14 protein-coding genes are annotated in these 25,813 nt (G+C 71.7%); 3 read left to right on the top strand and 11 right to left on the bottom strand.

The window, feature by feature from the left end:
* The first annotated feature begins 61 nt into the window (after positions 1-61).
* The 3 genes from R2E43_RS25290 (at position 62) to R2E43_RS25280 (ending at position 7,811) form a co-directional block, all read left to right on the top strand.
* Entirely contained in the window at positions 62-2,293 is a 2,232-nt protein-coding gene (locus tag R2E43_RS25290; RefSeq protein ID WP_332056598.1) for a bifunctional glycosyltransferase/CDP-glycerol:glycerophosphate glycerophosphotransferase, read from the top strand.
* Positions 2,294-2,316: 23 nt separating this feature from the next.
* Complete coding sequence (locus R2E43_RS25285; protein ID WP_332056597.1) at positions 2,317-5,910, top strand: bifunctional glycosyltransferase/CDP-glycerol:glycerophosphate glycerophosphotransferase; 3,594 nt, start codon at positions 2,317-2,319, stop codon at positions 5,908-5,910.
* 170 nt (positions 5,911-6,080) lie between these two features.
* A complete protein-coding gene (locus R2E43_RS25280) occupies positions 6,081-7,811 on the top strand; it encodes an FG-GAP repeat domain-containing protein (protein WP_093456141.1) in 1,731 nt (576 codons plus the stop codon).
* A gap of 76 nt (positions 7,812-7,887) precedes the next feature.
* On the opposite strand, the gene R2E43_RS25275 is transcribed toward R2E43_RS25280, so the two are convergent.
* From R2E43_RS25275 to R2E43_RS25225, 11 genes are all read right to left on the bottom strand, one after another.
* The gene (locus R2E43_RS25275; protein WP_011028443.1) at positions 7,888-10,716 is read right to left on the bottom strand and encodes a stealth conserved region 3 domain-containing protein; all 2,829 of its coding nucleotides are present in this window, start codon (positions 10,714-10,716) and stop codon (positions 7,888-7,890) included.
* A gap of 6 nt (positions 10,717-10,722) precedes the next feature.
* Positions 10,723-11,712: a hypothetical protein gene (locus R2E43_RS25270; protein ID WP_011028444.1), complete on the bottom strand. Its 990-nt coding sequence runs from the start codon at positions 11,710-11,712 to the stop codon at positions 10,723-10,725.
* A complete protein-coding gene (locus tag R2E43_RS25265; protein WP_003976207.1) occupies positions 11,712-13,520 on the bottom strand; it encodes a stealth family protein in 1,809 nt (602 codons plus the stop codon). Before R2E43_RS25265 ends, R2E43_RS25270 begins: the two co-directional genes overlap by 1 nt.
* A 211-nt stretch (positions 13,521-13,731) precedes the next feature.
* Positions 13,732-15,168 carry a GTPase ObgE gene (gene obgE / locus R2E43_RS25260; RefSeq protein WP_003976206.1) on the bottom strand — a complete coding sequence of 479 codons (1,437 nt, stop codon included), beginning with the start codon at positions 15,166-15,168 and terminating at the stop codon, positions 13,732-13,734.
* 110 nt (positions 15,169-15,278) lie between these two features.
* Positions 15,279-15,533 carry a 50S ribosomal protein L27 gene (rpmA, locus tag R2E43_RS25255; protein WP_003976205.1) on the bottom strand — a complete coding sequence of 85 codons (255 nt, stop codon included), beginning with the start codon at positions 15,531-15,533 and terminating at the stop codon, positions 15,279-15,281.
* Between the two features lie 14 nt (positions 15,534-15,547).
* Positions 15,548-15,868: a 50S ribosomal protein L21 gene (rplU, locus tag R2E43_RS25250; RefSeq protein WP_003976204.1), complete on the bottom strand. Its 321-nt coding sequence runs from the start codon at positions 15,866-15,868 to the stop codon at positions 15,548-15,550.
* Positions 15,869-16,066: 198 nt separating this feature from the next.
* Complete coding sequence (locus tag R2E43_RS25245) at positions 16,067-17,128, bottom strand: iron-containing alcohol dehydrogenase family protein (RefSeq protein WP_030869951.1); 1,062 nt, start codon at positions 17,126-17,128, stop codon at positions 16,067-16,069.
* A 152-nt stretch (positions 17,129-17,280) separates the two neighbouring features.
* A complete protein-coding gene (locus tag R2E43_RS39020) occupies positions 17,281-19,614 on the bottom strand; it encodes an Rne/Rng family ribonuclease (RefSeq protein WP_387845655.1) in 2,334 nt (777 codons plus the stop codon).
* 1,924 nt (positions 19,615-21,538) lie between these two features.
* Complete coding sequence (locus tag R2E43_RS25235; RefSeq protein WP_003976201.1) at positions 21,539-22,315, bottom strand: TIGR03936 family radical SAM-associated protein; 777 nt, start codon at positions 22,313-22,315, stop codon at positions 21,539-21,541.
* A gap of 48 nt (positions 22,316-22,363) precedes the next feature.
* Complete coding sequence (locus R2E43_RS25230; protein WP_329432044.1) at positions 22,364-23,440, bottom strand: hypothetical protein; 1,077 nt, start codon at positions 23,438-23,440, stop codon at positions 22,364-22,366.
* A gap of 49 nt (positions 23,441-23,489) precedes the next feature.
* Complete coding sequence (locus R2E43_RS25225; RefSeq protein WP_332056595.1) at positions 23,490-25,613, bottom strand: TIR domain-containing protein; 2,124 nt, start codon at positions 25,611-25,613, stop codon at positions 23,490-23,492.
* Between the last annotated feature and the right edge of the window lie 200 nt (positions 25,614-25,813).

Genomic DNA, 25,813 nt, shown 5'->3' with positions numbered 1-25,813 from the left:
GCTTTCCCACTACCGTACGCGGCAACGCACGGACAGCTCCCCCTTCGAACAGGTTGCAAGGATGCCCAGGTTCTCCCTCATCGTCCCGGTGCACAAGGTGCAGGGCTACCTGCCCGAATGCCTCGATTCGGTGCTCGGCCAGGACTACGTGGACTTCGAGCTCATCGCAGTGAACGACTGCTCGCCGGACGGTTCGGGGGCCATCCTCGACGAGTACGCGAGGCACGACGCGCGCATCCACGTGATGCACCTCACCGAGAACGTGGGGCTGGGACGCGCGCGCAACGCCGGGATGGAAAGGGCGCAGGGCGACTACGTCCTGTTCCTGGACAGTGACGACACCCTGACGGAGGGTGCGCTCACCGCGATAGCGGACCGCCTCGACGCCACCGACGACCCCGAGGTGCTCGTCTACGACTACGCCCGTACGTACTGGAACGGCAGAGTCAGCCGCAATCAGCGGGCGGACCTGCTCCGCGACACCGGCCCGGGCGTGTTCTCCCTCGCCGACCGTCCGCAGCTGCTCGACCTGCTCCAGATCGTCTGGAACAAGGCGTACCGGCGCGACTTCATCGCCCGCACCGGGCTCACCTTCCCGCCCGGGTACTACGAGGACGCGCCCTGGACGTTCGGCTCCCTGATCACCGCCGAACGGATCGCCCTGCTGGACCGGGTCTGCGTGTACTACCGGCAGCGGCGCGAGGGCGGCAACATCCTCAAGACGGTCAGCCGCAAGCACTTCGACATCTTCGACCAGTACCGGCGGGTCTTCGACTACGTCGACGCGCACGAGGAACTCGCCGAATGGCGCGGCCCGTTGTTCCGCAAGATGGTCGACCACTACCTGACCGTCCTGGAGAGTCCGGGCCGGCTGCCGCGGGACGCGCGGGCCGAGTTCTTCCACCGCGCCTCCGCCGACTACCGCGCCCGCGTGCCGAAGGGCTTCACCCGGCCGGGCGGCGGTCGCGGCCACAAGTACACGATGCTGGAGCGCGACGCCTACACCACGCTGATGAGCGCGCTCGCGGCGGTGAAGGCGCGCCGACGGGTCAAGAAGGGCATCCGCGGCGCGCTCAACCGGTCCAAGCGCGGCGCGATGGGCGCCTTCTACCAGTCGCAGCTCAGACTGCCGCTCGACGACAACCTGGCGCTGTTCTCCGCCTACTGGAGCCGCGGTGTCTCCTGCAACCCGGCCGCCATCGACGCCGAACTGGCCCGGCTGGCCCCGGGCATGCGCCGCGTCTGGGCGGTCCACGCGGACCACGCCGACCGGGTGCCCAAGGGAGTGCGGGTCGTCCGGGTGGGATCACGCGAGTACTGGACGGCCCTGGCCCGCGCCAAGTACCTGGTGAACAACGTGAACTTCGCGGACTCCGTGGTCAAGCGCGAGGGCCAGATCCACGTCCAGACCCACCACGGCACCCCGCTGAAGACCATGGGCCTGGACCAGCAGAAGTACCCGGCCTCCACCGACATGGACTTCGAGAAGCTCCTGGAGCGGTGCGACCGCTGGGACTACAGCATCAGCTCCAACCGGTTCTCGACCGTCATCTGGGAGCGGGTCTACCCCTGCTCGTACGCCACGCTGGAGACCGGCTACCCGCGCAACGACGTCCTCGTCAACGCCACCGCCGAGGACGTGCGCGCGGCCCGCGCCGCGCTCGGGCTGGCCGACGGCACCAAGGCGTTCCTCTACATGCCGACCCACCGCGAGTACCAGCCGGGCTTCACCTCCGCCCTGGACCCGGCCCGGTTCGCCCGCGAACTCGGTCCGGACGTGACGCTGCTGGTGCGCGGCCACTACTTCTACGGCGACTCCCCGCAGACCGCCGCGCTGCGCCGCACCGGCCGCATCGTGGACGTGTCCGGGCACTCCCGGGTGGAGGACCTGTACCTCGCGGCCGACGCGCTGATCACGGACTACTCCTCGGCGATGTTCGACTACGCGGTACTGGACCGTCCGATCGTCAGCTACGTCCCCGACTGGGACGTCTACTCCGCGGTGCGCGGCACCTACTTCGACCTGCTCCAGGAACCGCCCGGCGCGGTGGCCACCACCCAGACGGAGCTGCTGGGGCTGCTCACCTCCGGCACCTACGACACCCCGGAGACGACCAAGCGCCGGGACGGCTTCCGCAGGCGCTTCTGCGAGTTCGACGACGGGCGCGCGGCCGAACGGGTCGTCCGACATGTCTTCCTGGGCGAGGAGAGCCTGCTGCCCGTCGTCCCGTTCGACGACCGTTCCCACGCCCCGACCCCTGCCCAGGCGCTCGAACCGGTCGAGCGGGCCTGACCACGGAAGGAATCGCACCCAGCATGGCCCCTCGGCTCAGTGTCATCGTCCCGATCTACAACGTGGAGCGCTATCTCCCCGCCTGCCTCGACTCCCTGGCCGCGCAGACCTTCGGCGACCTCGAGGTGCTGATGGTGGACGACGGTTCGCCGGACGACTCGGCCTCGATAGCCGCCGACTACGCGGCCCGCGATCCGCGCTTCAAGCTGATCCGCAAGGAGAACGCCGGTCTGGGCGCGGCGCGGAACACGGGGATGACACGGCTGGCCCCCGAGTCGGAGTACGTCGCCTTCGTGGACAGCGACGACATGATCCCGCCGGACGCCTACCGGCTGATGGTGGAGTCTCTCGACGAGAGCGGCTCGGATTTCGTCACGGGCAACGTCCAGCACATCAACAGCACCAAGATCTGGCAGTCCCCCATGCACCGCATCCTGGCCGGCGGTGCGGTCAGGCGGACGCACATATCGCGGAACAAGAAGCTGCTGACCGACCGAATAGCCTGCAACAAGGTGTTCCGCCGCTCGTTCTGGGAGAAGCACGACCTCTCCTTCCCCGAGGGCGTGCTGTACGAGGACGTCCCGGTGATCCTGCCGGCGCAGTTCCTCGCCGAGGCCGTGGACATCATCAGCGAGCCCACGTACTACTGGCGGCTGCGCGAGGGCGAGGCCGCCCCCTCCATCACCCAGCGCCGGACGGAGCCGAAGGCGGTGCGGGACCGTGCGGCGGCGGTGGAGTCCGTCAGCCGGTTCTTCGCCTCCCGGCCCGGCGAGTCGGGCGCCGAGCTGAAGCACGCGTACGACCACACCGCCCTCACCGGTGACCTGCGGATCTTCCTGAACGTCCTGCCGGACGGCGACGCGGAGTTCCGCGCCGAGTTCCTGCGTGTGATCAACAAGTACCTGGACCAGGTCGATCCGCGGGTGGTCATGGAGCTGCCGGCGACCGCCCGCATCAAGTGGCTGCTGGTGCGCAAGCACGCGCTGGACGACCTCGTGGACCTGATCAAGGCGGAACGGCGCGGCGACGCCGTGAAGATCAGCGGGCTCGTCCGCAAGTACGTCAGTTACCCCACGGTCGAGGCGGCCGCCGCCGGACTGCCGAAGAAGGCGCGCCGGATCGACCCGGACCTGAGGCTCCACGCCCCGCTGCAGGACATCCGCTGGGACGGCGGCAGACTGCGGCTGTCCGGGCACGCGTGGGTCGACCAGATCGACCAGTCGGGCAGGCGCAGCGCCGCCAAGGTCCTGGTGCTGAAGAAGGACGGATCCCGGCGGGCCACGGTGGTGCCGCTGCGCAACACCCACGTGCCCGAGGCCACGTCGCTGTCCGGCCGCAAGCACAACAACTACGACTGGTCGGGCTGGGCGGCGGACCTCGACCCGCTCAAGCTGCGCAGGGGCTCCCAGTGGGAGGAGGGGACCTGGCGGGTGGGCATCGGCATCGCCACCGCCGGTCTGCTGCGCAAGCGCGCGGTCCAGGTGAAGGGCCCGACGCGGGCCAACCACCCGCCCTACCAGTGGCTGGACGACGACTTCCGACTGCTGCCGACGCCGGTCAACGGGGCGCTGCGGCTGACCGTCGAGCGGGTACGCGCCCTGATAACGGGCCATCGGGCGGTCGGCGCGGACATCGAGATCGACGGTGAGATCCGCGTGCCGCTGGGCACGGGAGAGAGTGTCTCGCTGCGCGTCACCAACAAGAAGAGCGGCGAGCGGCTGCACTACCCGGTCACGCTGAGCGCGGCCGACGGCGCGCACACCCCGTTCACGGTGCGGGTGCCGATGCGGGACGTCGCCCTGCTGCCGGAGCACCAGGACGTCGTGAAGGAGGAGAACGCGGCCGGCGGTGCCGACCCCGCGGCCGCCTCCCGGCGCAACTGGAGCACCCAGCTGGTGGCGGTGGCTCCCGACGGGGGCGAGCGTTGTTTCTCCACCGTGGTCCGGGAGGGCCTCGCGGACGGGGAGATGCGGCTGCCGGCGTCCCTCGCGGAGAACGCCGACCGCAACGAGATAGCCCTGGTCTCGGGGCACAACGGCTATCTGAAGTTCTCCGGCCGCCCCCTCCAGGCGAAGATCACGTCGGTGCGCTGGACCGGTGACCGCTATGTCGTCGAGGGCGTGAGTGCCGCCGACATCGACGGGGCGGACTTCGTGGTGAAGGCCCGGGACCGGTTCGACGAGAAGACCGTGGCCCTGCGCACCTCACCGGACGGTTCGTTCGCCGCCGAGTTCACGCCGGCGTCCATGTCCGGTCCCGACGGAACGCTGCCGCTCAAGAGCGGGCGCTGGAACTTCTTCCTGCGCACCCCCGACGGCCACGACATCCCGTTCCTCGTCGACCGGCTCGCCGTGGACGGCTTCCCGGTGCTCGGCGCCGCCAAGGACCGGGAGTACGAGTTCGAGTCCCGCTGGTACAACTTCCCGCAGCTGCACTGCCCGTCCGACCTGTCCGTCCTGGAGCGCGGCGCCTACCGTCAGGAGCGGCTGCGCAAGGACGTGTACGAAGCGGGGCGGACCCAGCCGCTGCGGGACGCGGTGCTGTTCATCAGCTACAACGGCAAGCAGTACTCGGACTCGCCGCGCGCGATGCACGAGGAGCTGCTGCGCCGGGGGGCCGACCTGGAGTACCTGTGGCTGGTCCGGGACGGTCAGGTGGACCTGCCCGACACCGCGCAGAAGGTGCGGTTCTGGAGCACCGAGTGGTACGAGGCGCTGGCCCGCTGCCGCTACATCGTCACCAACGCGCACCTGCCGCACTGGATGGAGCGCCGTCCGGGGCAGGTGATCGTGCAGACGTGGCACGGCACCATGCTGAAGAAGATCGGCCTGGACATCGAGGCGCCGAAGTTCGACCCCCAATACCACGAGCGGCTGATCCAGGAGGCCCGCAACTGGACGATGCTGGTCTCCTCCAACCGCTTCAGCACGCCGATCCTCAAGCGCGCCATGGGCTTCGACGGAAAGATCATCGAGACCGGGTACCCGCGCAACGACTACCTCTACGCGCCGGACCTCGCCGAGCGTGCCCGGGAGATCAAGGAGCGGCTCGGCGTGCCCTCCGACAAGCGGGTGATCCTCTACGCGCCGACCTGGCGGGACGACCTCTCGCACCGGCGGGGGCAGTTCAAGTTCGACCTGCGCATCGACGTCGAGGACGCCCGTGCGCGGCTGGGTGACGACCACGTGCTGCTGATCCGCCGGCACTCCAACGTCGTGGACAGCATTCCCGGCGCGGGCAACGGCTTCGTGCACGACGTCTCGGAGTACCCCGACATCGCAGACCTGTATCTCGCCGCCGACGTGCTGGTGACGGACTACTCCTCGGTGATGTTCGACTACGCGCACCTGAAGCGGCCCATGCTGTTCTTCACGTACGACCTGGAGCACTACCGGGACAAGCTGCGGGGCTTCTACTTCGACTTCGAGAACGACGCGCCGGGTCCGCTGATCCGCACCTCGGAGGAGCTGGTGAGCGCGCTGGGCGACCTGGACAAGGTGTCGGCCGAGTACGCGGACCGCTACCGGCGCTTCCAGGAGCTGTTCTGCGACCTCGACGACGGCCGGGCCGCGGCGCGCGTCGTGGACCTGATGCTGGAGCAGGCGCGGGAGGTCTGAACCGTCACGCCGAAGCCGGGCCCGGGACTGCGCGGGGCCCGGCTTCGGCGTTTCCATGCCGAAAAACATCTGTCAGAGAGTCACAGGTTTCACATACAATCCGACGATCATCGGCAGTGATCACATCTTCTTCACCCTGCCGACTCTTCGACATCACTTGTGGGGGCCCCTTGTTCACATCACGCGCGCGCCTCAGAACGCGCCGCTCCCGCCTGCTCACCTGCACCGCCCTCGCGGTCGCGGCGGGCATGCTGGTCACCACTCCCGCCGTCGCCGCCGACAAGCCCTCGCCGGGCATCGAGGTGCCGACGCCCAAGTCGGAACTGCCCAAGCTGGACCGCGCCCAGCCCGAGCGGAAGCAGGCTCCGCGGATGCGCGCCGCCGCGGCTCCCGCGCCCCGCTTCGACGTGGACGGCGACGGGTTCAGCGACATGCTCCTGCGCCTGCAGGACGGCAGCACGCAGGTCGGGCTCACCACCGCGGACGGGTTCACCCCGTACACGATCAACGTCGACGACTACGAGGAGAGGCAGAAGGACGTCATCACGCCCGGCGACCTCGACGGAAACGGGGGGCCGGAAATCCTCACGCTGTCGTCGACGGGCACTCTGTCCCTGTTCCAGAGCTGGGGCGCGGACAGCACCGGGTACGCCACCTGGAGCGGGACGGGCTGGCAGATCTACAACAAGGTCTTCGCGCCCGGGGACGTCACCGGTGACGGCAGGCCCGACCTGCTCGCGCGGACCTACGGCGGCGACCTGTACCTGTACCAGGGCACGGGCAGCGTCGACTCCCCGTTCCGCGGCCGGGTGAAGGTCGGCGGCGGCTGGGAGATGTTCGACCAGCTGGTGGGCATGGGCGACATGAACGGCGACGGCATCGGCGACGTCGTGGCCCGCACTCGCCTCGGCTACCTCTACTTCTACGCCGGCAAGGGCAGCGCCACCGCCCCGCTCGCCACCCGCGACCTCCTGGGCGAGGGCTGGACCGGCTACAACCAGATCATCGCCGCCGACGACTGGGACGGCGACGGGCTCGGCGACCTGCTCGGCCGCACCCGCTCCGGTGACCTGTACTTCTACCGGGCCGACGGCACCGGCAACTTCGAGGCCAAGCAGCAGGCCGGGACGGGCTTCCAGCCGGTGGAGTTCTTCGCCGGCAGCGGTGTGTACCCGCACTTCGGCAAGGCGTCGCTGGTCGGCATGGACACCCGCGGCACGCTCTACTGGTACGGCGTGAAGAACGACGGCCAGTTGACCGGCCGCGAACAGATCAGCGACACGGGCGGCTGGTCGGGCGCCCGGGTGGCCTACGCGTCGTCGCTCGACAAGGACGGGTACGCGGACCTGCTGGAGCTGTACGACGGCGTGCTGTACAACTACGCCGCAACGGCCGACGAGAGCCTGGCCACCGGCTGGGGCAAGTACAACCTGTTCCTCGGCCCGGGCGACCTCAACGACGACGGCAAGGGCGACCTCCTCGCCCGGGACACCTCCGGCACCCTGTACCTCTTCCGGGGCAAGGGCCACGGCGCCTCCCTGTCCTCGCCGCTGAAGGTCGGCGGCGGCTGGAACGCCTACGACAAGCTCGTCGGCGCAGGTGACTTCACCGGGGACGGCCGTACCGACATCGTCGCGCGCACCCCGGCTGGCGAGCTGTACCTGTACCGCGGTACCGGCGTCAGCACCTCGCCGTTCGCGGGCAAGGTGGACCTGGGCTCCGGCTGGCAGCAGTACAACAAGCTGGCCTCGCCGGGCGACATCGACGGCGACGGCCGCGCCGACCTGCTCGCGGCCAACTCCGGCGGCGACCTGTACCGCTACACCTCCTACACCGACGGGCGGTTCAAGGCCCGGGTGAAGCTGGGCACCGGCTGGAACACCTACCGGAACCTGTACTGACGCACACCGCACACGAAGGGGGCTGCCGGCACGTGCGTGCCGGCAGCCCCCTCCCCGTTGCCCGGGTGTCTCCGCGTCAGCGCTCGTACGGGCTCTTCACGGGGAAGTAGGCCCGCAGGAACGCCTCGACGATGCGGGCCTGCTCGTGCTCCGGAACCTCGGCGTCCTGCGACTCGCCGAGGCAGAAGACGTCGTGACCGCGCATGGCCAGCAGCCGCGTCAGCTCCGGGTGGCGGCTGTAGGTGCCCACGTCGATGTACGCGCACCGGATGCTGCTCGGCACCGACGCCCCGGTGAGGTAGCCGTAGTGGTGGTGCAGCGAGGACACCATGGAGATGTCCTGCCACCCGCGCATCGGCGTGGCGGCCGTGCGGGCCACGCTCTCCGGGAAGTCCTCCTCGATGCTCTCCAGCACGCTCCGGCGCAGCGGGTGCGGCGCGTGCACGAAGCTGTTCGCCACCGTCACCCCGAACCGCTCCTCCAGCAGCGCGCGGTTGTTCTTCGCCGCGGCGAAGTAGCCCTCGTCCTCCTCGGTCGGCTCACCGACCGGCACCGTCGTCGGCGACCAGAAGAACCGGCTCGCGCCGTTCGGCAGGAAGAAGCGCTGGGCCCCGACCGGCCGCCCGATGAACACGTCGTCGTTCAGGTACAGGAACTGCTCGGACAGGCCGTCGATGTGGTGCAGCTGGCTCTCGATGGAGTGGGAGTTGAACGTCGGCAGGCAGTCCTGGTCGGTGAAGATGTCCCGGTGCGAGACGACCTCGATGCCCTCGTGCTCGGTGTTGAGCCACTCGGGGGTCTGGTCGTCGGTGACGAGGTAGATCTTCCGGATCCAGGGCGCGAACATGGCGAGCGACCGCAGGGAGTAGCGGAGTTCGTCGCGGTTGCGGAACCGGGCGGCCTCGTCGCCGGAGCTCTCCGCCTCCAGCCCGAGGGCGGCGCGCCGACGGGCCCGGCGCTCCTGCCAGCGGGGGTCGGAGTCGTCGACCCAGGTGTACACGGCGTCGACGGGGAAGGTGATGTCGCTCACCAGTTTCCTGGTCAGCGGCTCCAGCGTCGGGTACTCGCGGTCCTTCACGCGGGTGCGGGCGTCGGGGGTCAGGGACGGCAGCTTGGGACCGACGGCACTGGGCCTGAGCGGCGCGACGAACTGACCGTCCCCGCCCTCCTCTTCCGGCACCTGCCGCCAGAACTCGATGTCGCAGCCGTACGCGGGGCCGAAGCGCAGCGTGCGGGTGGAGGTCACCACGGGGCGGAACACCCGCAGACCGGCCACCTCGCCCACCGCCTCGAGCCGCTCGGCGAGCAGCACACCGGGCGCGTGCGTACGGGGCTTGAGAAGTTCGGCGTAGACGGCCTTGCCCTCGTAGGCGCCGGCGAGCGCCTTGCGGACCCGGGTCTGTTCGGCCGCGTCGACGGCCAGCCGGCGCCTGGGGTTGTCGTCGCGGTCGCGCAGGAGCACGTACGGGATGCCGCTCGACTCGAGCGCCTCGACGACCGTCTCGAAGTTGCGCTGGACGATCTCCGAGCCCTGGAGGTCGTCACGGACCTCGGACAGGCGGCCGCCGGCCCGCACCAGGGAACGGTCGGACGCGCCGATGACGACTTCGCGGGCCCGCTGGTCGCCCGACGAGGGCGCCGTGCGGTCGGCGGCCACGGCGGCGTGGAAGCGGCCCGCGCCGCCGTGGGCCACCCGGTGGGCTATGCGGTCGGCGCGCTCCGCCATCCGCCGCGGGTCGTCACGCCGGGAGACGAGCTCGGTGAAGAGCTCCTCCCACTGCTTGACGATCACGTCGGCCGCGAACCGGGTGGACCCCTCGTGGGCCTTCTCACCGTAGGAGCGCAGCAACGCCTCGTCGCCCATCAGGCGGGAGATCGCCTCGGCCAGGGACTCGACGTCGTTGGGCGGCACCAGCAGGCCGTCCTCGCCGTGCCGGATGATCTCGGCGGGCCCGGTGACGATGTCGTACGCCACGGCCGGGACACCGGCCGCGAACGCTTCCAGCAGCACCAGCGGGAAGGCCTCGCCGTCCTGCGACGGAAGAATGGTCAGGCTGGCCCTGGCCCACTCCTCGGTCATGTGCTGGCTGGGGCCGAGAAGCTCCACGGAGTCGTGCAGGCCCAGGCCCTGGATGAGGTTGCGCAGCCGGGACATCTGGGGTCCGTCGCCGAAGATGCGCAGCCGCCAGCCCGGGTGGTCCGGCAGCGCCTTGGCGAAGGCCTGGATGGCGTGGTCGACCTGCTTGTCCGGCACGAGCCGGCGCGGCATCACGATGGTCTTGCCGGTCAGGCTGGAGCGCGGCCGGAAGCCCTCCGGGATCGCGTTCGGGATCGCGGCGAGGCGGGGGGCGGCCTTGCCGAGGGACTCCTCGAGCCACTGCTTCGTGCGCTCGGTGAGCACCACGAGCGCGTCGATGGCGGGCGCCCGCAGCAGCAGCGGCTCACCCGTACCGCCCCGCAGCTGGGAGGGCCGGTGCTCCTGCTGGATGGTGATCACGCGGGAGGGCGCCAGGTCGGCCACCGCCGACATCAGCGCGGGCGAGGTGGTGATCAGCACGTCCGTGTCGATGGTCCGCAGCGCGCGCTGCATCTCGACGTCGGACAGCGCGTCGAAGGTCGCCTCCCACTTCGGGCTGATCAGGTCGCTCGGCAGCCCGGCGAGGTGCCGGCAGTCCTCGGCGGTGAGGTCGCTCTCGCGCACCGGGCGCTCGGTCTTGCCGGTGCGGTCCACCAGGTAACGCACCGACACCCGCTCGTCGACGGAGAAGAACGGCTGCTCGCGCGTCTTGAAGACGCTGAGCACCTCGATGTCGTGGCGGGGAGCCAGGTGGGTCGCCTGGGTGTAGACGGCCTGTTCCGTGCCGCCCATCTCGTCACCCCAGGTGAGGAGAAAGGTGATTTTCATCTGTTGTCAACTTCCAGAGGGAATGAGCGCGGCACGGAAGGCCAGGCTGCCGACGGGCGTGTAGTAGGGGTTGATCCGCAGCGCGGTGCCGTCGTCCGCGGTGAGCAGCCGGTTCGGCATCCGGAAGACGTCCCCGGGGCTGCGTACGTCGGTCCGTCGCCGGCACAGCTTCAGCGACCGGCCGCGCGGCCGGCGCAGCCGTACGTCCCAGATCTGCTCCTTGGAACCGGAGGCGCCGAAGTCGGCCGTGTGCACGGTGCAGGTGAAGACGTCCCCCTGCCAGGTCGCCGGGAGGGTCCGGCTCACCTTGCCGTTCCTGCGGATCAGTTCCACGTCCCCGCTGCACGCCTCCGCCGGGGAGTTGACCAGCCGGCCCCGCAGCGTGATCTGCGACCAGCCGATGTCGACGGACACGATCTCGGCCTCGGCGTGGTCCCTGCCCAGGGAGAGGTAGGCGCGGCCGGTGCTCGACGCGATGACGCGGCAGTAGGTGCCGTCGGCCCGCACGGGCTCGGGCAGCGTGGGGCCGTCGGGCATCAGCCGGGGGGCCGCGGCCAGCGCGAAGCGGCGTTCCTGGCCCCGGACGTCGGTGAAGACGACGGACAGCCGCCACTGCCCGGCCTCCAGCAGGAACCTGCGCATCCCCGCGGGCACCGGCGGACTGTCGGCGCGCACGTTCTCCAGCAGGTCGACCACCGAGGTGCCCCGGGCCTCGACGCGTCCGTCGCCGCGCTGCACCAGGGTCAGCGGGATCACGACCGGGGAGGAGCCGCCGCCGAGGACCAGCGACGCGGACGCCGCGGTGAGGTCGTCGGGCACGGTGACGCAGACGTTGAGGGTGCGGCCGTCCAGGAGGGAGAGGTGGTCCGCGGCGACGCGCGGCCAGTCGTCAGGACTCGGCGGGACGAGGACGAGGCTGTCCAGGCGTGAGCGCGCCGAACGCACGGCGGCGTAGCCCTTGCGCATCACCTGGTGGGGGGTGGGAAGTTGTTTCATCAGTCGTCTGCACCGCGCTCGTAGGGGCTCGGAAACGGGAAGTACTCGTCCAGGAAGCGGGTCATCAGAGCCTGCTGGTGGGCGAGTTCGGACTCGGTGGAGGTCGTGTCGTTCAGGCAGAAGACGTGGGCCTCACGCTCGGCGAGCAGCCGGCCGAGCACCCGTTCGGCGCCCGGCTTGCCGACGTCGAGGTAGCGGTACACGAGTTGGTCGCCGGGGAAGGAGCGCCCCGTGTGGAACGCGTAGTAGTGGTGGAGCGACGAGGTGACCGAGATGTCTCCGGCGCTGCGGAAGCGGCTTGCCGCGGTACGCCGGTGCTCGTCGGCGAAGTCCGTCTCGATCGCCTCCAGCACGCCGCGGTGCAGGGCGTGCGGCACGTGCTTCATCTTCCGGAAGATGGTGCTGCCGCCGAAGCGCTCGGCGATCAGCCGGCGGTTGTTCTTGCCGGCGGCGGCGACCGGCGGGTCCTCGCTGTTGGGCTCGCCGAAGGGTATGAGCGCCGGCGAGAGGTAGTACTGGCCGAGGCCGTTGGGCAGGAAGAAGTGCTGGGGCAGCGTCTCCCGGCCGAGCATCACGTCGTCGTTGAAGTAGAGGAAGTGCTCGGAGAGCCCGTCGATGTGGTGCAGCTGGCTCTCGATCGCGTGCGAGTTGAAGGTGGGCAGCGACGTGGGCTCGCTGAATATCTCCTTGTGGCTCACCACCTTCAGCCGCGGGTGGTCCGTGTTCAGCCAGTCGGGAGTCTGATCGGCGGTCACCAGGTAGATGTTGCGCACCCAGGGCGCGTACAGGTTCAGGGAGCGCAGTGAATAGCGCAGTTCGTCCCGGCTGAGGTAGCGCGCCGCGTTGGCCGCCTCCTCGTGGTACGGGCGGTCGGAGAACTCCGCCCGGCTGCGTATCCACGCGGGGTCGGAGCCGTCGACCCAGGTGTACACGACGTCGATGGGGAACGTGCGGCGTCCGACGCTCCCGGCGGCGAAGGCGGGACGGGTCCGCACCAGTCCGGGACGCGGGCCGCCAGCGGCGCCATCCCCGGCGTCGAGGTCCTCGCCGGCCCGCGGGATCCTGTCCTCGGGCAGCGGGGCGAGGTCGGTGAACAGGGACTCGTCGGCCTCCGTCGCCTCCTCCTCGACCGGGACGGCCTCGGCGACCGGGTTGCGGCGGGGGGAGACCAGTTCGCCGCCCTCCTGGTGCCAGAACTCTATGTCGCAGCCGTACCGCAGGCCGAAGACCATGCGGCCGGTCTCGTCGGTGCGGTACCAGGTGCAGCGGAAGACCGGGGATCCCGACACCCGCTTCCACGGACCGGTCCCGAAGGCAGGCAGGGCGGCCTCGTCGAGAGGCTCGCCCTTGCCCACGGGTATCACGTAGCCGGGTCTGACCCGGCAGGCCTGACGCAGGGCGGTGATCACGTGCTCGCGGTCGTCCTCGCGGACCGCCACCGCGGTGGACGTCTCGGAGGCCGACCGCACGCAGAAGTAGTCGATGCCCGCGTGCCGCAGCGCCTCGGTCACGTCGTCGAGGTTGGCGCGCCGGGCGTCCAGCGGAGTGGCCCTCGGTACGACGTGGGCGATACGCGGCGCCTTGCCCACGCTGACGACCCGCCGGTCGTGGCGGGCCAGCAGCTTGCGGTGGCTGCGGGCGACGCGCACGCGATTGATCTGGTCCCGCTTGGCTGCGGCGGCCGCGATGCCCTCTTTGACCTGCTGCCGGAAGCCGCTGTCCACGTGCTCGGCGATCACACGTCGCGCACCCACCGGGACTACACGCCGGTAGACACCGACCAACCGGGGTGCTTCAGGATTTCGCACTGCGGGAACTCCTCCGACGGGACCGGTGCCGAGACCACGATCCCCTTGACGACGACGCGGGCGGATACAGACACGTCAAGTATGCAACGCGTTCACTCCACGTCCCCCTGCGCGCGGCGCACCAACGAACATCAGCATCTGTGATATAGGAGACAGGCAGCCGTGCAACCCCGACGCCGTCTCAAGCGTCGGGGGCTGCCTCGTGCGTGGCTCAGAACGGCTCGAAGCCGTCGAACTCCTGCTGGGCCTCGTCCCGTTCGGCGTCCCGGTCCCGGCGTCGCTGGGCGGCCGGGCGGGGCGCCTCGAAGCGGTGGTCCTCGCCGCGGCGGCCGAGCATCTCGGCGCCCGCCGTGACCGAGGGCTCCCAGTCGAAGACGACCGCGTTGTCCTCGGGGCCGATGGCCACGCCGTCGCCGTTCCGGGCGCCCGCCTTCATCAGTTTGTCCTCGACGCCGAGGCGGTTGAGCCGGTCGGAGAGGTAGCCGACGGCCTCGTCGTTGTTGAAGTCGGTCTGGCGCACCCAGCGTTCGGGCTTCTCGCCGCGCACCCGGAACAGGCCGTCCTCCTCGCGGGTGACGGTGAAGCCGGCGTCGTCCACGGCCTTGGGCCGGATGACGATCCGCGTGGCCTCCTCCTTCGGGCGGGCGGCCCGCGCCGTGGCGACCAGCTCGGCCAGCGCGAAGGACAGCTCCCTGAGGCCCATGTGCGCCACGGCCGACACCTCGAACACCCGGTAACCGCGCGCCTCGAGGTCCGGCCGGACCATCTCGGCGAGGTCCTTGCCGTCGGGCACGTCGATCTTGTTGAGGACGACGATCCGCGGCCGGTTGTCCAGGCCGCCGTACTCGCGCAGTTCGGTCTCGATGACGTCCAGGTCGGAGAGCGGGTCGCGCTCGGACTCCAGCGTCGCCGTGTCCAGGACGTGCACCAGCACGCTGCACCGCTCCACGTGCCGCAGGAACTCCAGGCCCAGGCCCTTGCCCTGGCTGGCGCCGGGGATGAGACCGGGGACGTCCGCGACGGTGTACACCGTCTCGCCCGCCGTCACCACGCCCAGGTTGGGGACGAGCGTCGTGAAGGGGTAGTCGGCGATCTTCGGCTTGGCCGCGCTCAGCACGGAGATCAGCGAGGACTTGCCGGCGCTCGGGTAGCCGACCAGCGCCACGTCGGCGACGGTCTTCAGCTCGAGGTGGATGTCCTGGAGGTCGCCGGGCTCACCGAGCAGCGCGAAGCCGGGCGCCTTGCGCCGCGCGGAGGCCAGCGCCGCGTTGCCGAGGCCGCCCCGGCCGCCCTGCGCGGCGACGTAGGAGGTGCCGTGGCCGACCAGGTCGGCCAGCACGTTGCCCGCGCCGTCGAGGACGACGGTGCCGTCGGGCACGGGCAGGACCAGGTCCTGGCCGTCCTTGCCGGAACGGTTGCCGCCCTCGCCGGGCTTGCCGTTGGTGGCCTTGCGGTGCGGGGAGTGGTGGTAGTCGAGGAGCGTGGTCACCGACTGGTCCACGGTGAGGATCACGTCGCCGCCCCGGCCGCCGTTGCCGCCGTCCGGGCCGCCGAGCGGCTTGAACTTCTCACGGTGGACGGAGGCACAGCCGTGGCCTCCGTTACCCGCGGCGACGTGCAGTTCGACGCGGTCCACGAAGGTGGTCATGGGATGTGCCTCCAGTTACTGCCTACTGCGGGAATGTCTCTTGGGTAACACGCGAAAGGCGGACCCGCTTCCCCTCGGGGAAGTGAGGCCCGCCTCGCGAAAGTGTCCGATCAGGCGACCGGAACGATGTTCACGACCTTGCGGCCACGGTGGGTGCCGAACTGCACCGCACCGGCCTGCAGCGCGAACAGCGTGTCGTCGCCGCCGCGGCCGACGCCGGCGCCCGGGTGGAAGTGGGTGCCACGCTGGCGGACCAGGATCTCACCCGCGTTGACGGCCTGACCGCCGAAGCGCTTCACGCCGAGCCGCTGGGCATTCGAGTCGCGACCGTTCCGGGTGGACGATGCGCCCTTCTTGTGTGCCATGTCTCCTCAGTCCCTTACTTCGCAGCCGCGGGGATCTCAGTGACCTTGATCGCCGTGTACTGCTGGCGGTGGCCCTGACGACGGCGGTAGCCGGTCTTGTTCTTGTAGCGCAGAATGTCGATCTTCTGGCCCTTGTGGTGGTCCACGATCTCGGCCTGGACCTTGATGCCGGCCAGCACCCACGGGTCGCTGGTCACAGCGTCGCCGTCGACGACGAGCAGGGTCGAGAGCTCGACCGTGTCGCCGACCTTGCCGGTGGAAATCTTGTCAACCTCAACGATGTCGCCGACAGCAACCTTGTGCTGGCGACCACCGCTGCGCACGATGGCGTACACGCGGATCTCACTCTCTCGCTCGGAACGGCACCCCCGCAGTCCAGCCACCCGGTGACACACGGACAGCCTCTCCCGGCCGGGGCCACGAGGGCCCGCACCCGGAAGGAAAGAGGTTTACGGGGATGTGACGCGTCAGTCGACACGCCGACGCTCAAGATTACGGGGCCGCACGACAGGGGTCAAACCGGGCCCCGCGCCTCAGCCGGAGACCGCCGCGACGTACTCCGCGTACGCCTCCCCCGCCCGCGCGGGCGACAGGTCGAGGTGCTCCAGGATGGTGTACCGGCCGGGCCGGGTCTGCGGCGCGAACCCGACGGCCCGCACGAACTCCTCGTCGCCGAACCCGATCTCCCGGGCCACCACCGGCAGCCCGTGCCGGCGCAGCGTGTCCGCCATCAGCAGGGCGCCCTCCCGGTCGCCGCGCAGGTACGTCGCGAAGGCCGCGCCGATGCCGACCTGCTCGCCGTGGCTGGCCGCGCGCCGGGGATACAGCAGGTCGAGGGCGTGGCTGATCTCGTGGCAGGCACCGGAGGAGGGACGGGTGTGCCCGGCGATGGTCATGGCGATGCCGGACAGCACCAGGCCCTCGGTCAGCACGGTCAGGAACCCGTCGTCGCCGCAGCCTCCCGGGTGGCGCAGCACGGCCTCGCCGGCCTGCCGGGCGAGGGCGGCGGCGAGGCCGTCGACCTTCTCCCCGTTCACCCGGTGGGCCAGCTCCCAGTCGGCGACCGCGGAGACGTTGGAGACGGCGTCGCCGATCCCGGAGCGCACGAACCGGATCGGCGCCTCCCGGATCACCGCGAGGTCGACGACGAGCGCGATGGGCGTCGGCACACCGTACGAACCGCGGCCCGCGTCGTTGTCGAGGATCGAGACCGGCGAGCAGATGCCGTCGTGGGACAGGTTGGTCGCCACCGCGACCATGGGCAGGCCCACGCGGGCCGCGGCGAACTTGGCGCAGTCGATGACCTTGCCGCCGCCGAGGCCGACGACCGCGTCGTAGCGCCCCGACTTCATGCCGTCGGCCAGCCGCACCGCGTCGTCGATGGTGCCGCCGCCGACCTCGAACCAGTCGGCGCCGGGCAGCGACGGCTCCAGCCGTCGGCGCAGCCGGGCCCCCGAGCCGTCGGAGATGGCCACGGCCAGCTTCCCGGACTGGGAGATCCGCTGGTCCGCCAGGACGCTCGCCAGGTCGTCCAGGGCACCCGGCCGGACGTCCACGACGAGCGGCGAGGGGATGAGCCTCGTCAGTACCGGCACGTGGTCTCCTCTCCTCGCCGGGGCGGGCGCCCCCGGCTGTTTGATGATGCGCGCGGGGGCGGCCGGGGAAACGTGTGGCCCCGGCCGAACGGGATTCCGTTCGGCCGGGGCCACACGTCGTGCGACAGGCGCCGGATCGGGCGGGTGCCGGATCAGCCCTCGTCGGTGGCGGCCGAGACCGAGGACGGCGCCTGCTGGGCGGCCGCCGCGGTCTTCTTCGACGCCGTCTTCTTGGCCGTGGCCTTCTTGGCGGTCGTCGTCTTGGCCGCCTTCTTGGCCGTGGCCTTCTTCGCGGTCGTCGTCTTCTTGGCCGCGGTCTTCTTGGTGGCGGCCTTCTTCGCCGTCGCCTTCTTGGCCGTCTTGCGGGCCGCCGCCTTCTTGGCCGGGGCGGCCTCCTCGGCCTCCGGCTGCGCGTCCGAGGCCTCCTCCGCCGGGGCCGACGGGACGACCACGACGGCCGCCTCCTCGGACGCGGTGGACGTGGTGGGCTTGCGCACGGCGCGGCGCCGCGGACGGGCCGGGGCGGCGGTCTCGGCCGGCTCGGCGGCGGCCGGGGCCGCCTCCGGTGCCTGCTCGGGCTCCGGCGCGGACGGCTCGGACACCGTGGCGCTGGTCTCCGGGACCGTCAGTACGGCGGCCTCGGCCCCCTCGGGCGAACCGGCCGGTGCGGACACCTTCCGGGTGGCCCGACGGCGGGTACGGCCCTTGGGAGCGGCCTCCTCCGGCGCGGGCGCCGCGGTCTCGGCCGCCGCGGCCGGGGCGGGGGCGCCGGAGACGGCGTCCTCGACGGCGGCCGGCTCGGCCAGCACCTCGGCGGCGGGCTCGCGCCGCACGGGACGCTCGACCTCCTCCCGCACCGTGACGTCCTGCGCGGTCGGCGCCCCGGCGGGCGCGGCCTCCGCCTTCACGGACTCCGCCTTCGCCTCGCCCTTCGCCGCCCTGGGCGCACCCGCCGGGGCGGACGCCCTACGGCTCGCGCGACGCCGGCCGCGACCGCGCGTGGCGGCCGCCTCGGCCTCGGCGGCGCTGCTGTACAGCTCCTCGTCCGCGCTGAAGTCGGGCGCCGGGAGGGCGACCGGCTCGGCCACCTCGGCGGCCACCTCGGTCTCGGACTCGGTGTCCGCCTCCTGCTCGGGCGTCGGCCCGGTCTCGATCCCGGCGACGGCCTCGTGCTCGTGCTCGTGCGGCTGCTCGGCCCCGGCCCGCGCCCGCTTGCGGCGCTTGCCACCGCCGCCCCCGGCCGACGACGGCTGGTCCAGGTGGACGATGACACCGCGGCCGTTGCAGTGGACGCAGGTCTCCGAGAAGGACTCCAACAGCCCCTGGCCGACCCGCTTGCGGGTCATCTGGACCAGACCCAGCGAGGTCACCTCGGCGACCTGGTGCTTGGTACGGTCCCGGCCCAGGCACTCCAGCAGGCGCCGCAGCACCAGGTCCCGGTTGGACTCCAGCACCATGTCGATGAAGTCGATGACGATGATGCCGCCGAGGTCGCGCAGCCTGAGCTGGCGCACGATCTCCTCGGCCGCCTCCAGGTTGTTCCTGGTGACCGTCTCCTCGAGGTTGCCGCCCTGACCGGTGAACTTGCCGGTGTTGACGTCGACGACGACCATCGCCTCGGTCCGGTCGATCACCAGCGAACCGCCGCTGGGCAGCCAGACCTTGCGGTCCAGCGCCTTGGCGAGCTGCTCGTCGATCCGGTACGTGGCGAAGACGTCGACCTCGCTGGTCCACTTGGACAGCCGCTCGGCGAGGTCCGGCGCCACGTGGGACACGTAGCCGTGGATGGTCTGCCAGGCGTCGTCGCCGCTGACGACGACCTTGGAGAAGTCCTCGTTGAAGATGTCGCGCACGACCCGGACGGTCATGTCCGGCTCGCCGTAGAGCAGCGAGGGCGCGTTCGAGCTGCCGCCGCCCTTCGCCTTCTTCTGGATGTCCTCCCACTGCGCCTGGAGCCGCTCGACGTCGCGGCGCAGCTCGTCCTCGCTGGCGCCCTCGGCGGCGGTGCGCACGATGACGCCCGCGTCCTCCGGGACGATCTTCTTCAGGATCGACTTCAGCCGGGACCGCTCGGTGTCGGGCAGCTTGCGGCTGATGCCGGTCATCGAGCCCTCGGGCACGTAGACCAGGTAGCGGCCGGGCAGCGAGACCTGGCTGGTCAGGCGGGCACCCTTGTGACCGATCGGGTCCTTGGTGACCTGCACCAGGACCGGCTGGCCGGACTTGAGCGCGGACTCGATGCGGCGCGGGCCGTTCGCCATGCCCAGCGCCTCGAAGTTGACCTCACCGGCGTACAGGACGGCGTTGCGGCCCTTGCCGATGTCGATGAAGGCGGCCTCCATCGACGGCAGCACGTTCTGCACCTTGCCGAGGTAGACGTTGCCGACGTACGAGGTGGCCTGCTCCTTGTTGACGTAGTGCTCGACGAGCACCCCGTCCTCCAGGACGCCGATCTGGGTGCGCTCGCCGTGCTGGCGGACGACCATGACGCGCTCGACGGCCTCGCGGCGGGCCAGGAACTCGGCCTCGGTGATGATCGGCACGCGCCGGCGGCCCTGCTCGCGGCCCTCGCGGCGGCGCTGCTTCTTGGCCTCCAGACGGGTCGAGCCCTTGATGGACTGCACCTCGTCGGACGGCTCGCTCTTCTCCCGCGCCGGCCGCGGCTCGCGCACCTTGACCACGGTGCGCTCGGGGTCGTCGGTGGCCGAGTCGGCCTCGCCCGAGCCGTCCCCGGCCCGGCGGCGACGGCGACGACGGCGCCGGCTGCTGCTGGAACCGCCGCTCTCGCCGGCGGCCTCCTCGCTCTCCTCGGCGTCCTCGTCCGCCTGCTCGGCGGTGTCCGATCCGTCCTGATCGGCCTGGTCGGCGGTGTGCTCGCCCTCACCGTCGGTCAGGTCGCCGTCGGCGGAGTCGCCCCGGCGACGGCGACGGCCGCCCCGGCGACGACGGCGGCGCGAACCGGACTCCTCGTAGCCGTCGGCGTCGTCGTGCTCGTCGCCCGACTCGTCGGCGTCGGCCTCGGCCTCGGCCTCGGCGGGGCTCTGAGCCTGGGTTTCGGCCGCGGGCTCGTCCTCGGTGACGGCCGACGCGGCCCGCTCCTCGGCGGCCTCCTCGGCGGCGGCACCCCGGCGCTTGCGGCGGCGGCGGGAGGCGGCGGACTGCTCCTCCGGAGCGGCCTCCACGCCCTCCTCGGCCGGCTTCGCCGTCTCGGCACCGGCCGCCTCGGCGGCGGCCTCGGCCGCGGCCCGCTCGGGCGTCTGGAACTGCGGCTCGGCGAACACGGGCGCCTGGAACACGGCGACCGCGGGACGCGACGGGCGCTTGGGCGCCTCCGCCTCGTCGGCCGCCGCGGCGGCGGTCTGCGCCGGGGCGGCGAAACCGGTGGCGGCCTTGCGGGTGGACCGGCGGCGCGCACGACGCGGCGCGGCGTCCTCGCCGGACTCGGCGGCCTCCGCGGCCTTGGCGGGCGCGGCGCTCTCCGCGGCCCTGGCGGGCTCGGGGGCCGCGGCGGCCTCCGAGTCGCCCGCTTCGGCCGGGGCGGACACGCGGCGCGTGGCACGACGGCGGGTACGGCCCTTGGGCGCGGCGCTCTCGGCCTCGGCCTCGGACTCCGCCTCCTCCGTCTCGGCCACGGCAGGCTCCGGGACCACGGCGGGCTCCGGGGCCGCGGCGGCGGCAGGCTCGCTGACGGTCGGCTCGGCGGCCGAGGTCACACTGCGCGTGGCACGACGGCGGGTACGCCCCTTGGGCGCGGCGCTCTCGGTGGCCGCGACGGACTCCGTGGTCTCCTCGGCCGGCACCGGCGTCTCGGCGGTGGGGGCCGCGGACACGACGGTCTCGGCCGCCTCCGCGGCCTCGGGAGCCCCGGCAGGCGCGGAGGCCCGACGTACCGCACGGCGCCGGGGCCGGGCGGGAGCCGCGGGCTCCGGCGTCGGCTCGGGGGCCTCGGCCGCCTCGGCGGGGGCCGTCCCGGCCGGCGCGACGGTCTCCGCCGGCGCCTCGGAACCGCCGGACGGCGGACCCGCCGGGCGTGAAGCGGCCCTGCGCCGACGGCGCGGCGGCAGGGTGTCGCTGGGGGTGTTCGACTCGGAGTCCGTCGTGGTCGAGGACTCGGTGGGTTCGGTCGGTTCGAGCATGCGGGGGTTTCTCCCGTCAGGCTCCCGGGCGCCGCGCCTGGTCCGGCATCGACATGTCGACCGCCGGTGACGTCCGCGGCTCGCGCGATGCGCGGTCGCCGCCGTCCGGGGCGCGGGCGCCGCTCGGAAGCTCATCCGTGTCTTGTCTCGCCGGTTCCGTACCCCTTGTCGTGCACGGCCTGGCGAAAGTCTTGTGGTCGGTGCGCTGCCCGACCCAGGTGGCTCCCGAGTTCGAGGGCGGCGCTACGACGTCCGTCCCTACGCGGAACCTTCCTTACGCCGACGCCGTCGCGGCGGCGGAAGCGGCGGCCGGATGCGGCTCGGGCGCTTCTGCCTCGCGGTCGGGCGCGAGCGGGTCGGTCACCGCACCGGTCTCTTCATCGAACAGCCCCTGCGCCAGCCTGGTCACCGCTGCGGGGACCGGCGGCGCCAGGTCGGCCACGGCGCGAAGACCGGACAGGACGTCGTCGGGTCGTACGGCAGGCGTCACGTGCCGAACAACCAGCCGCAGTATCGCACAGGGCCGGTCGCTCGGCCTATCAGCCGGTGAACCGTGCGTGGTGACGCTCTCCAGATGCGCGACGGCGGAGCGGGTGTCGAAGGTGCGGACGCCGTTCTTCGTACGGCGCTGCACCTCCACCACCGGGGCCGCGTCGAAGGCCGCGACGGCCCTCTCGGCCTCGGCGGGTTCCACACCGTCCAGCCGCAGCTCCCACACGGAGGCCGTCAGCCGGTCGGCGAGCCCGGAGGTCCGGGCCTCCACCGCGTCGACGACGTCGAGCCCGGTGGGCAGCGACGCGTCCAGGAGCAGCCGCAGCCGCTCCGGATCGCGCGCTTCGGTGAGCGCGATCTCCAGATACTCCGCCTCACTGCCCGTGCCGGTGGGTGCGGCATTGGCGTACGACACCTTCGGGTGCGGGGTGAACCCCGCCGAGTACGCCATCGGCACCTCGGCGCGGCGCAGCGCACGCTCGAAGGCGCGCTGGAAGTCACGGTGGCTGGTGAACCGGAGGCGGCCGCGCTTGGTGTAGCGCAGACGAATGCGCTGCACCGCGGGAACGGGCGGCGGGCCTACGGGCTGTCGCTTGCCCAGTGTCGTTCAGTCCTTCGTGAGAGCGGTCGTACTGCTACCAAGAGTACGTGCCTCGACGGCGGATGGTTCCCTCCGGTCCACCGGCTTCCGCTCGGCGGGCTCCCCGAAGAGCATGCGGCGCACGTCGGCGCGGGCCTGCCGTGCGGTGAGCCGGGCCGTGGCCAGCGCCTGCCGGGCCGCCCGGCCCGCGCCGCGCCCGGCCTCGGCGAGGGGCCGCAGGACGGTGTCCCGCACGGCGTGCCCCACCGGGGTGAGCACGCTCCGGTACGCCCACCGCGCCGGTTCCGCCACGGTCCACCGCAGGAGGGTGCCGAGGAACCGCCCGACGACGAGCGAGAGGTGCCCTGCGATCCGCCAGGCGTGGCCGAGGGCGTCCGCCACCTCCCGTCCGACGACGGCGAGGAACCGGCCGACCGGAGCGAGTACCCACCGCCACACGGCGAGGGCCGGCAGCACCAGCAGCACCCGGACGGTCCAGTACAGGACGAACCCCACACCGGTGACGACCAGTCCCACTCCCCGCGCCACCTGCCGGCCGCACCAGGCGAGCGCGTGCCCGACCGGGGCCAGCACCCACCGGTACAGCCACACCGCCGGTACGACGGCCAGGTACCGCCCGAGCCACGCCAGACCGGCGTACAGCCCCCGCCCGATCGCCGCGAGCACCACGCCCACCCGGGTGAAGAACCAGGCGAGCGCGTACCCGACCGGCGTCAGCACCCACCGGTACAGCCACGCCGCGGGCACCACGAGGAGCACGTGCCCCAGCCGGCCCACGCCCTTGGCGAGCGGCACGAGAACGTACCGCCACAGCCCGACCAGCGGCCACACGAAGACGGCCCGCCCGAGCCACGCCAGCGCCCGCCCGACGGGACGCAGCACCGTGTCCCGCAGGAACCGCCCCGCGACGACCAGCGCGTCCCACACCATGCGCACCGGCACGACCAGCACCAGCACCACGATGCGCACCGGAATCCGGATCGCCACGGCGAGGCACCCCTCGGCGTCCGACCGCCGCACCGGCTCCCCCTGCCCCGCCTGCTGCCGCGCACCGGGCGCCTTCTCCAGATCCACCATGCACATGAGGACGCCGCTCGACCCGATTCGGATCCCGCGATGTCGCGGCCCGCGCCTATTCGCCGCCCGGGACGGTGCGCGCCGGTTCCGCGTGCTCCAGCAGCTCGCGGACGAGGGCGACGAGGGCGTGCGGCGTCCTGGCCAGGGCCTGCGGCAGGGCCCGGGCCTCGGGCGGGACGATGTCCGAGCCGTCGAGATTGATGATCCAGAGCTGGATCTCGCCCACCGCGTGCCTGCGCAGGGCCAGCTCGATCTCGTCGTAGCAGAACCTGCTCAGGGCGTACGACCTGCTCCACAGGACGACGAACAGGTCCGCGGACAGGACCGCGTCCTCGATCGTGGGGTTGACCATGCGGTCCGGCCGCAGTTCCTTCTCACCGACCAGCGCGGTGATCCCTGCACCGGAGAGGTACGTCTCCAGGGCCTGCGCGAACGCGGCGTCGGGCCTCGCACGGCTGATGAAGACACGACGGGGCGGCCACCGGTAGTTGTGCGGCGTGCGCAGCCGGGCGGTCACCAGCTGGTCCGCGATCTTCATGGCATCGGGCACCGCGTCCCGGTCCATGAGCCGGCGGTGTTCGAGAGCGGGATAGACCGCGGTCCAGTCCCGCCGCTGGTACGCACGCCGGGACGCGCCACCGAGGAACTCGAACGGCACGATCGGCTTCCGGCGCGCCTCCGCCAGGTGGAGCACCGTGTTCGCGGTCTTCGAGACGCGGCCCCCGATCGCGATCACGACGTCGGCCTCCTCCATCGCCTGGATCTGGCACAGCAGCCACGCCTGTTCCCGCGAGTCGTCGTCCTCGGGCCCCGGGTAGTACCAGTTCTTGATCTCCGTGTCGTGACCGGACCCCAGCATCGCGAGCATCTCCGTCTGCCTCTCGGCGACCTCAGGGTGCCGCGGACTGTGCAGATGGACGATGCGGCCCGCGCCGGACTGGACGTAACCGATCACCGCGTGGAGGTCGGCGGAATCCGGGAAGGGGCTGCACACGATTAGTTCCGCACCGGCCTTCGCGACGGCCTGCCCCAACTGCTCGCAGACGTGCGCGAGCTGGGACTGCTCGTAGTCGGGGTACGTCGTCTCGCCCGTCACACCGCCGAGGACGTAGACGGACCTGATCCTCGACAGGGCGGCGGACTCCGCGACCACCTGCGGCGAGGCCAGGCGCCGGCCCAGCAGCTTGAACAGGACCTCGGCCGAGGAGCGCGCCGCGAACTGCTTGTACCGGTCGTCCTTGCGCGGATCCGCGTGGTCCATGACCCCTTTGGCGACCACCCAGTCGGACAGCCCCAGACGGTGGGCGACCTGCGCGATGACGGCGGACTCCATCTCCAGGCCCGCGACGGAGCGCACGCCCCACTGCTTCAGCCGGCTCCAGGTGAGCCCGTCCTTCACCACGACGTTGCCGCTGGCCATGGGCCCGACGACGACGGCGAACGGCAGCTCCCGCGGGCCGTCCAGGTCGTCGTAGACGAGTTGCTCGATGAGCGCGTACCCCGCGTCCGTCAGCGACAGGGCGGCGCCGTCCCGGGCCACCAGGCCGTCGGCCTGCAAGCCCTGGATCTGGTCGGTCCAGGACGCCTGGGAGAGGAAACGGGAGCGGGCCGGGTGCCGCCTGGGGTCCTCGCCGGCGTAGAGGCGCTCCATCAGCCAGATCCGTGCCTCGTGCGGGGAGGCCTCGCCGAAACTGGGCAGGTCGGACGTCCCGAGGTCCTGCGCGGCGCGCAGCCACCCCTCCGGCGCGGGGATCTGGCGATGGTCCCCCTCGAAGCCGTCCTCCGTACGCTTGCCCTCGTCGTAGGCGTACGCCAACTCGGCCACCACGACGTCACCGAGCGCCGCGTGCGCCGGGTTGCCCGCGCACACTCCGCACATGGCGAGACAACGGGGCCGCAGGCGTTCCACGAGCGTGGACACGACCGGCGCGGTCGCGGTGGCGCCCATCCGGGTGGGTCGTGCCAGGGCGACGGTCATGCTCCTGCCGTCGGCCAGGACGTACGCGCCGACGAGAAACGGAAGCAGGGACTCCGACTCGTGTTCCTCCCAGGCCGCGACACCGGGATGCCCCGCGTACCCCGCCGAGCCGGCCGCGCGGGCCGCCTCGTACTCCTCCTTCAGCGCCGTGATGATCAGTACGTCGACCCCGCCCGCCGCGGCGTCCGCCCCCAAGCCCATACCCCGCTCCCCAGTCGCGCGCGTCGAACGGCACACGTCCCCGGCTGACCACCCGTCACGCGCGGGGCACGACCAGACCGTACCCCTCCCTGACAGCGTCCGGGCATGTCTGCTGCCTCGTGCGCGGCCGCTTGCACCGCGGTGACCAGGATGTCCCGCTAGCGGCGGGCGTTCGGCTCGCGCTGACTTCGATCACGCCT

Source organism: Streptomyces violaceoruber (genome assembly GCF_033406955.1).
GTDB classification, from domain to species: Bacteria; Actinomycetota; Actinomycetes; order Streptomycetales; family Streptomycetaceae; genus Streptomyces; species Streptomyces violaceoruber.
This window is presented reverse-complemented; position numbering and strand designations above follow the sequence as displayed.

Coding starts and splice junctions, on each gene's coding strand:
- R2E43_RS25290 (WP_332056598.1), top strand. CDS start 62: ATGCCCAGGTTCTCCCTCATCGTCCCGGTGCACAAGGTGCAGGGCTAC.
- R2E43_RS25230 (WP_329432044.1), bottom strand. CDS start 23,440: ATGTGCATGGTGGATCTGGAGAAGGCGCCCGGTGCGCGGCAGCAGGCG.
- R2E43_RS25225 (WP_332056595.1), bottom strand. CDS start 25,613: ATGGGCTTGGGGGCGGACGCCGCGGCGGGCGGGGTCGACGTACTGATC.
- R2E43_RS25270 (WP_011028444.1), bottom strand. CDS start 11,712: ATGAAACAACTTCCCACCCCCCACCAGGTGATGCGCAAGGGCTACGCC.
- R2E43_RS25285 (WP_332056597.1), top strand. CDS start 2,317: ATGGCCCCTCGGCTCAGTGTCATCGTCCCGATCTACAACGTGGAGCGC.
- R2E43_RS39020 (WP_387845655.1), bottom strand. CDS start 19,614: ATGGTCGTCCGCCAGCACGGCGAGCGCACCCAGATCGGCGTCCTGGAG.
- R2E43_RS25275 (WP_011028443.1), bottom strand. CDS start 10,716: ATGAAAATCACCTTTCTCCTCACCTGGGGTGACGAGATGGGCGGCACG.
- obgE (WP_003976206.1), bottom strand. CDS start 15,168: ATGACCACCTTCGTGGACCGCGTCGAACTGCACGTCGCCGCGGGTAAC.
- rpmA (WP_003976205.1), bottom strand. CDS start 15,533: ATGGCACACAAGAAGGGCGCATCGTCCACCCGGAACGGTCGCGACTCG.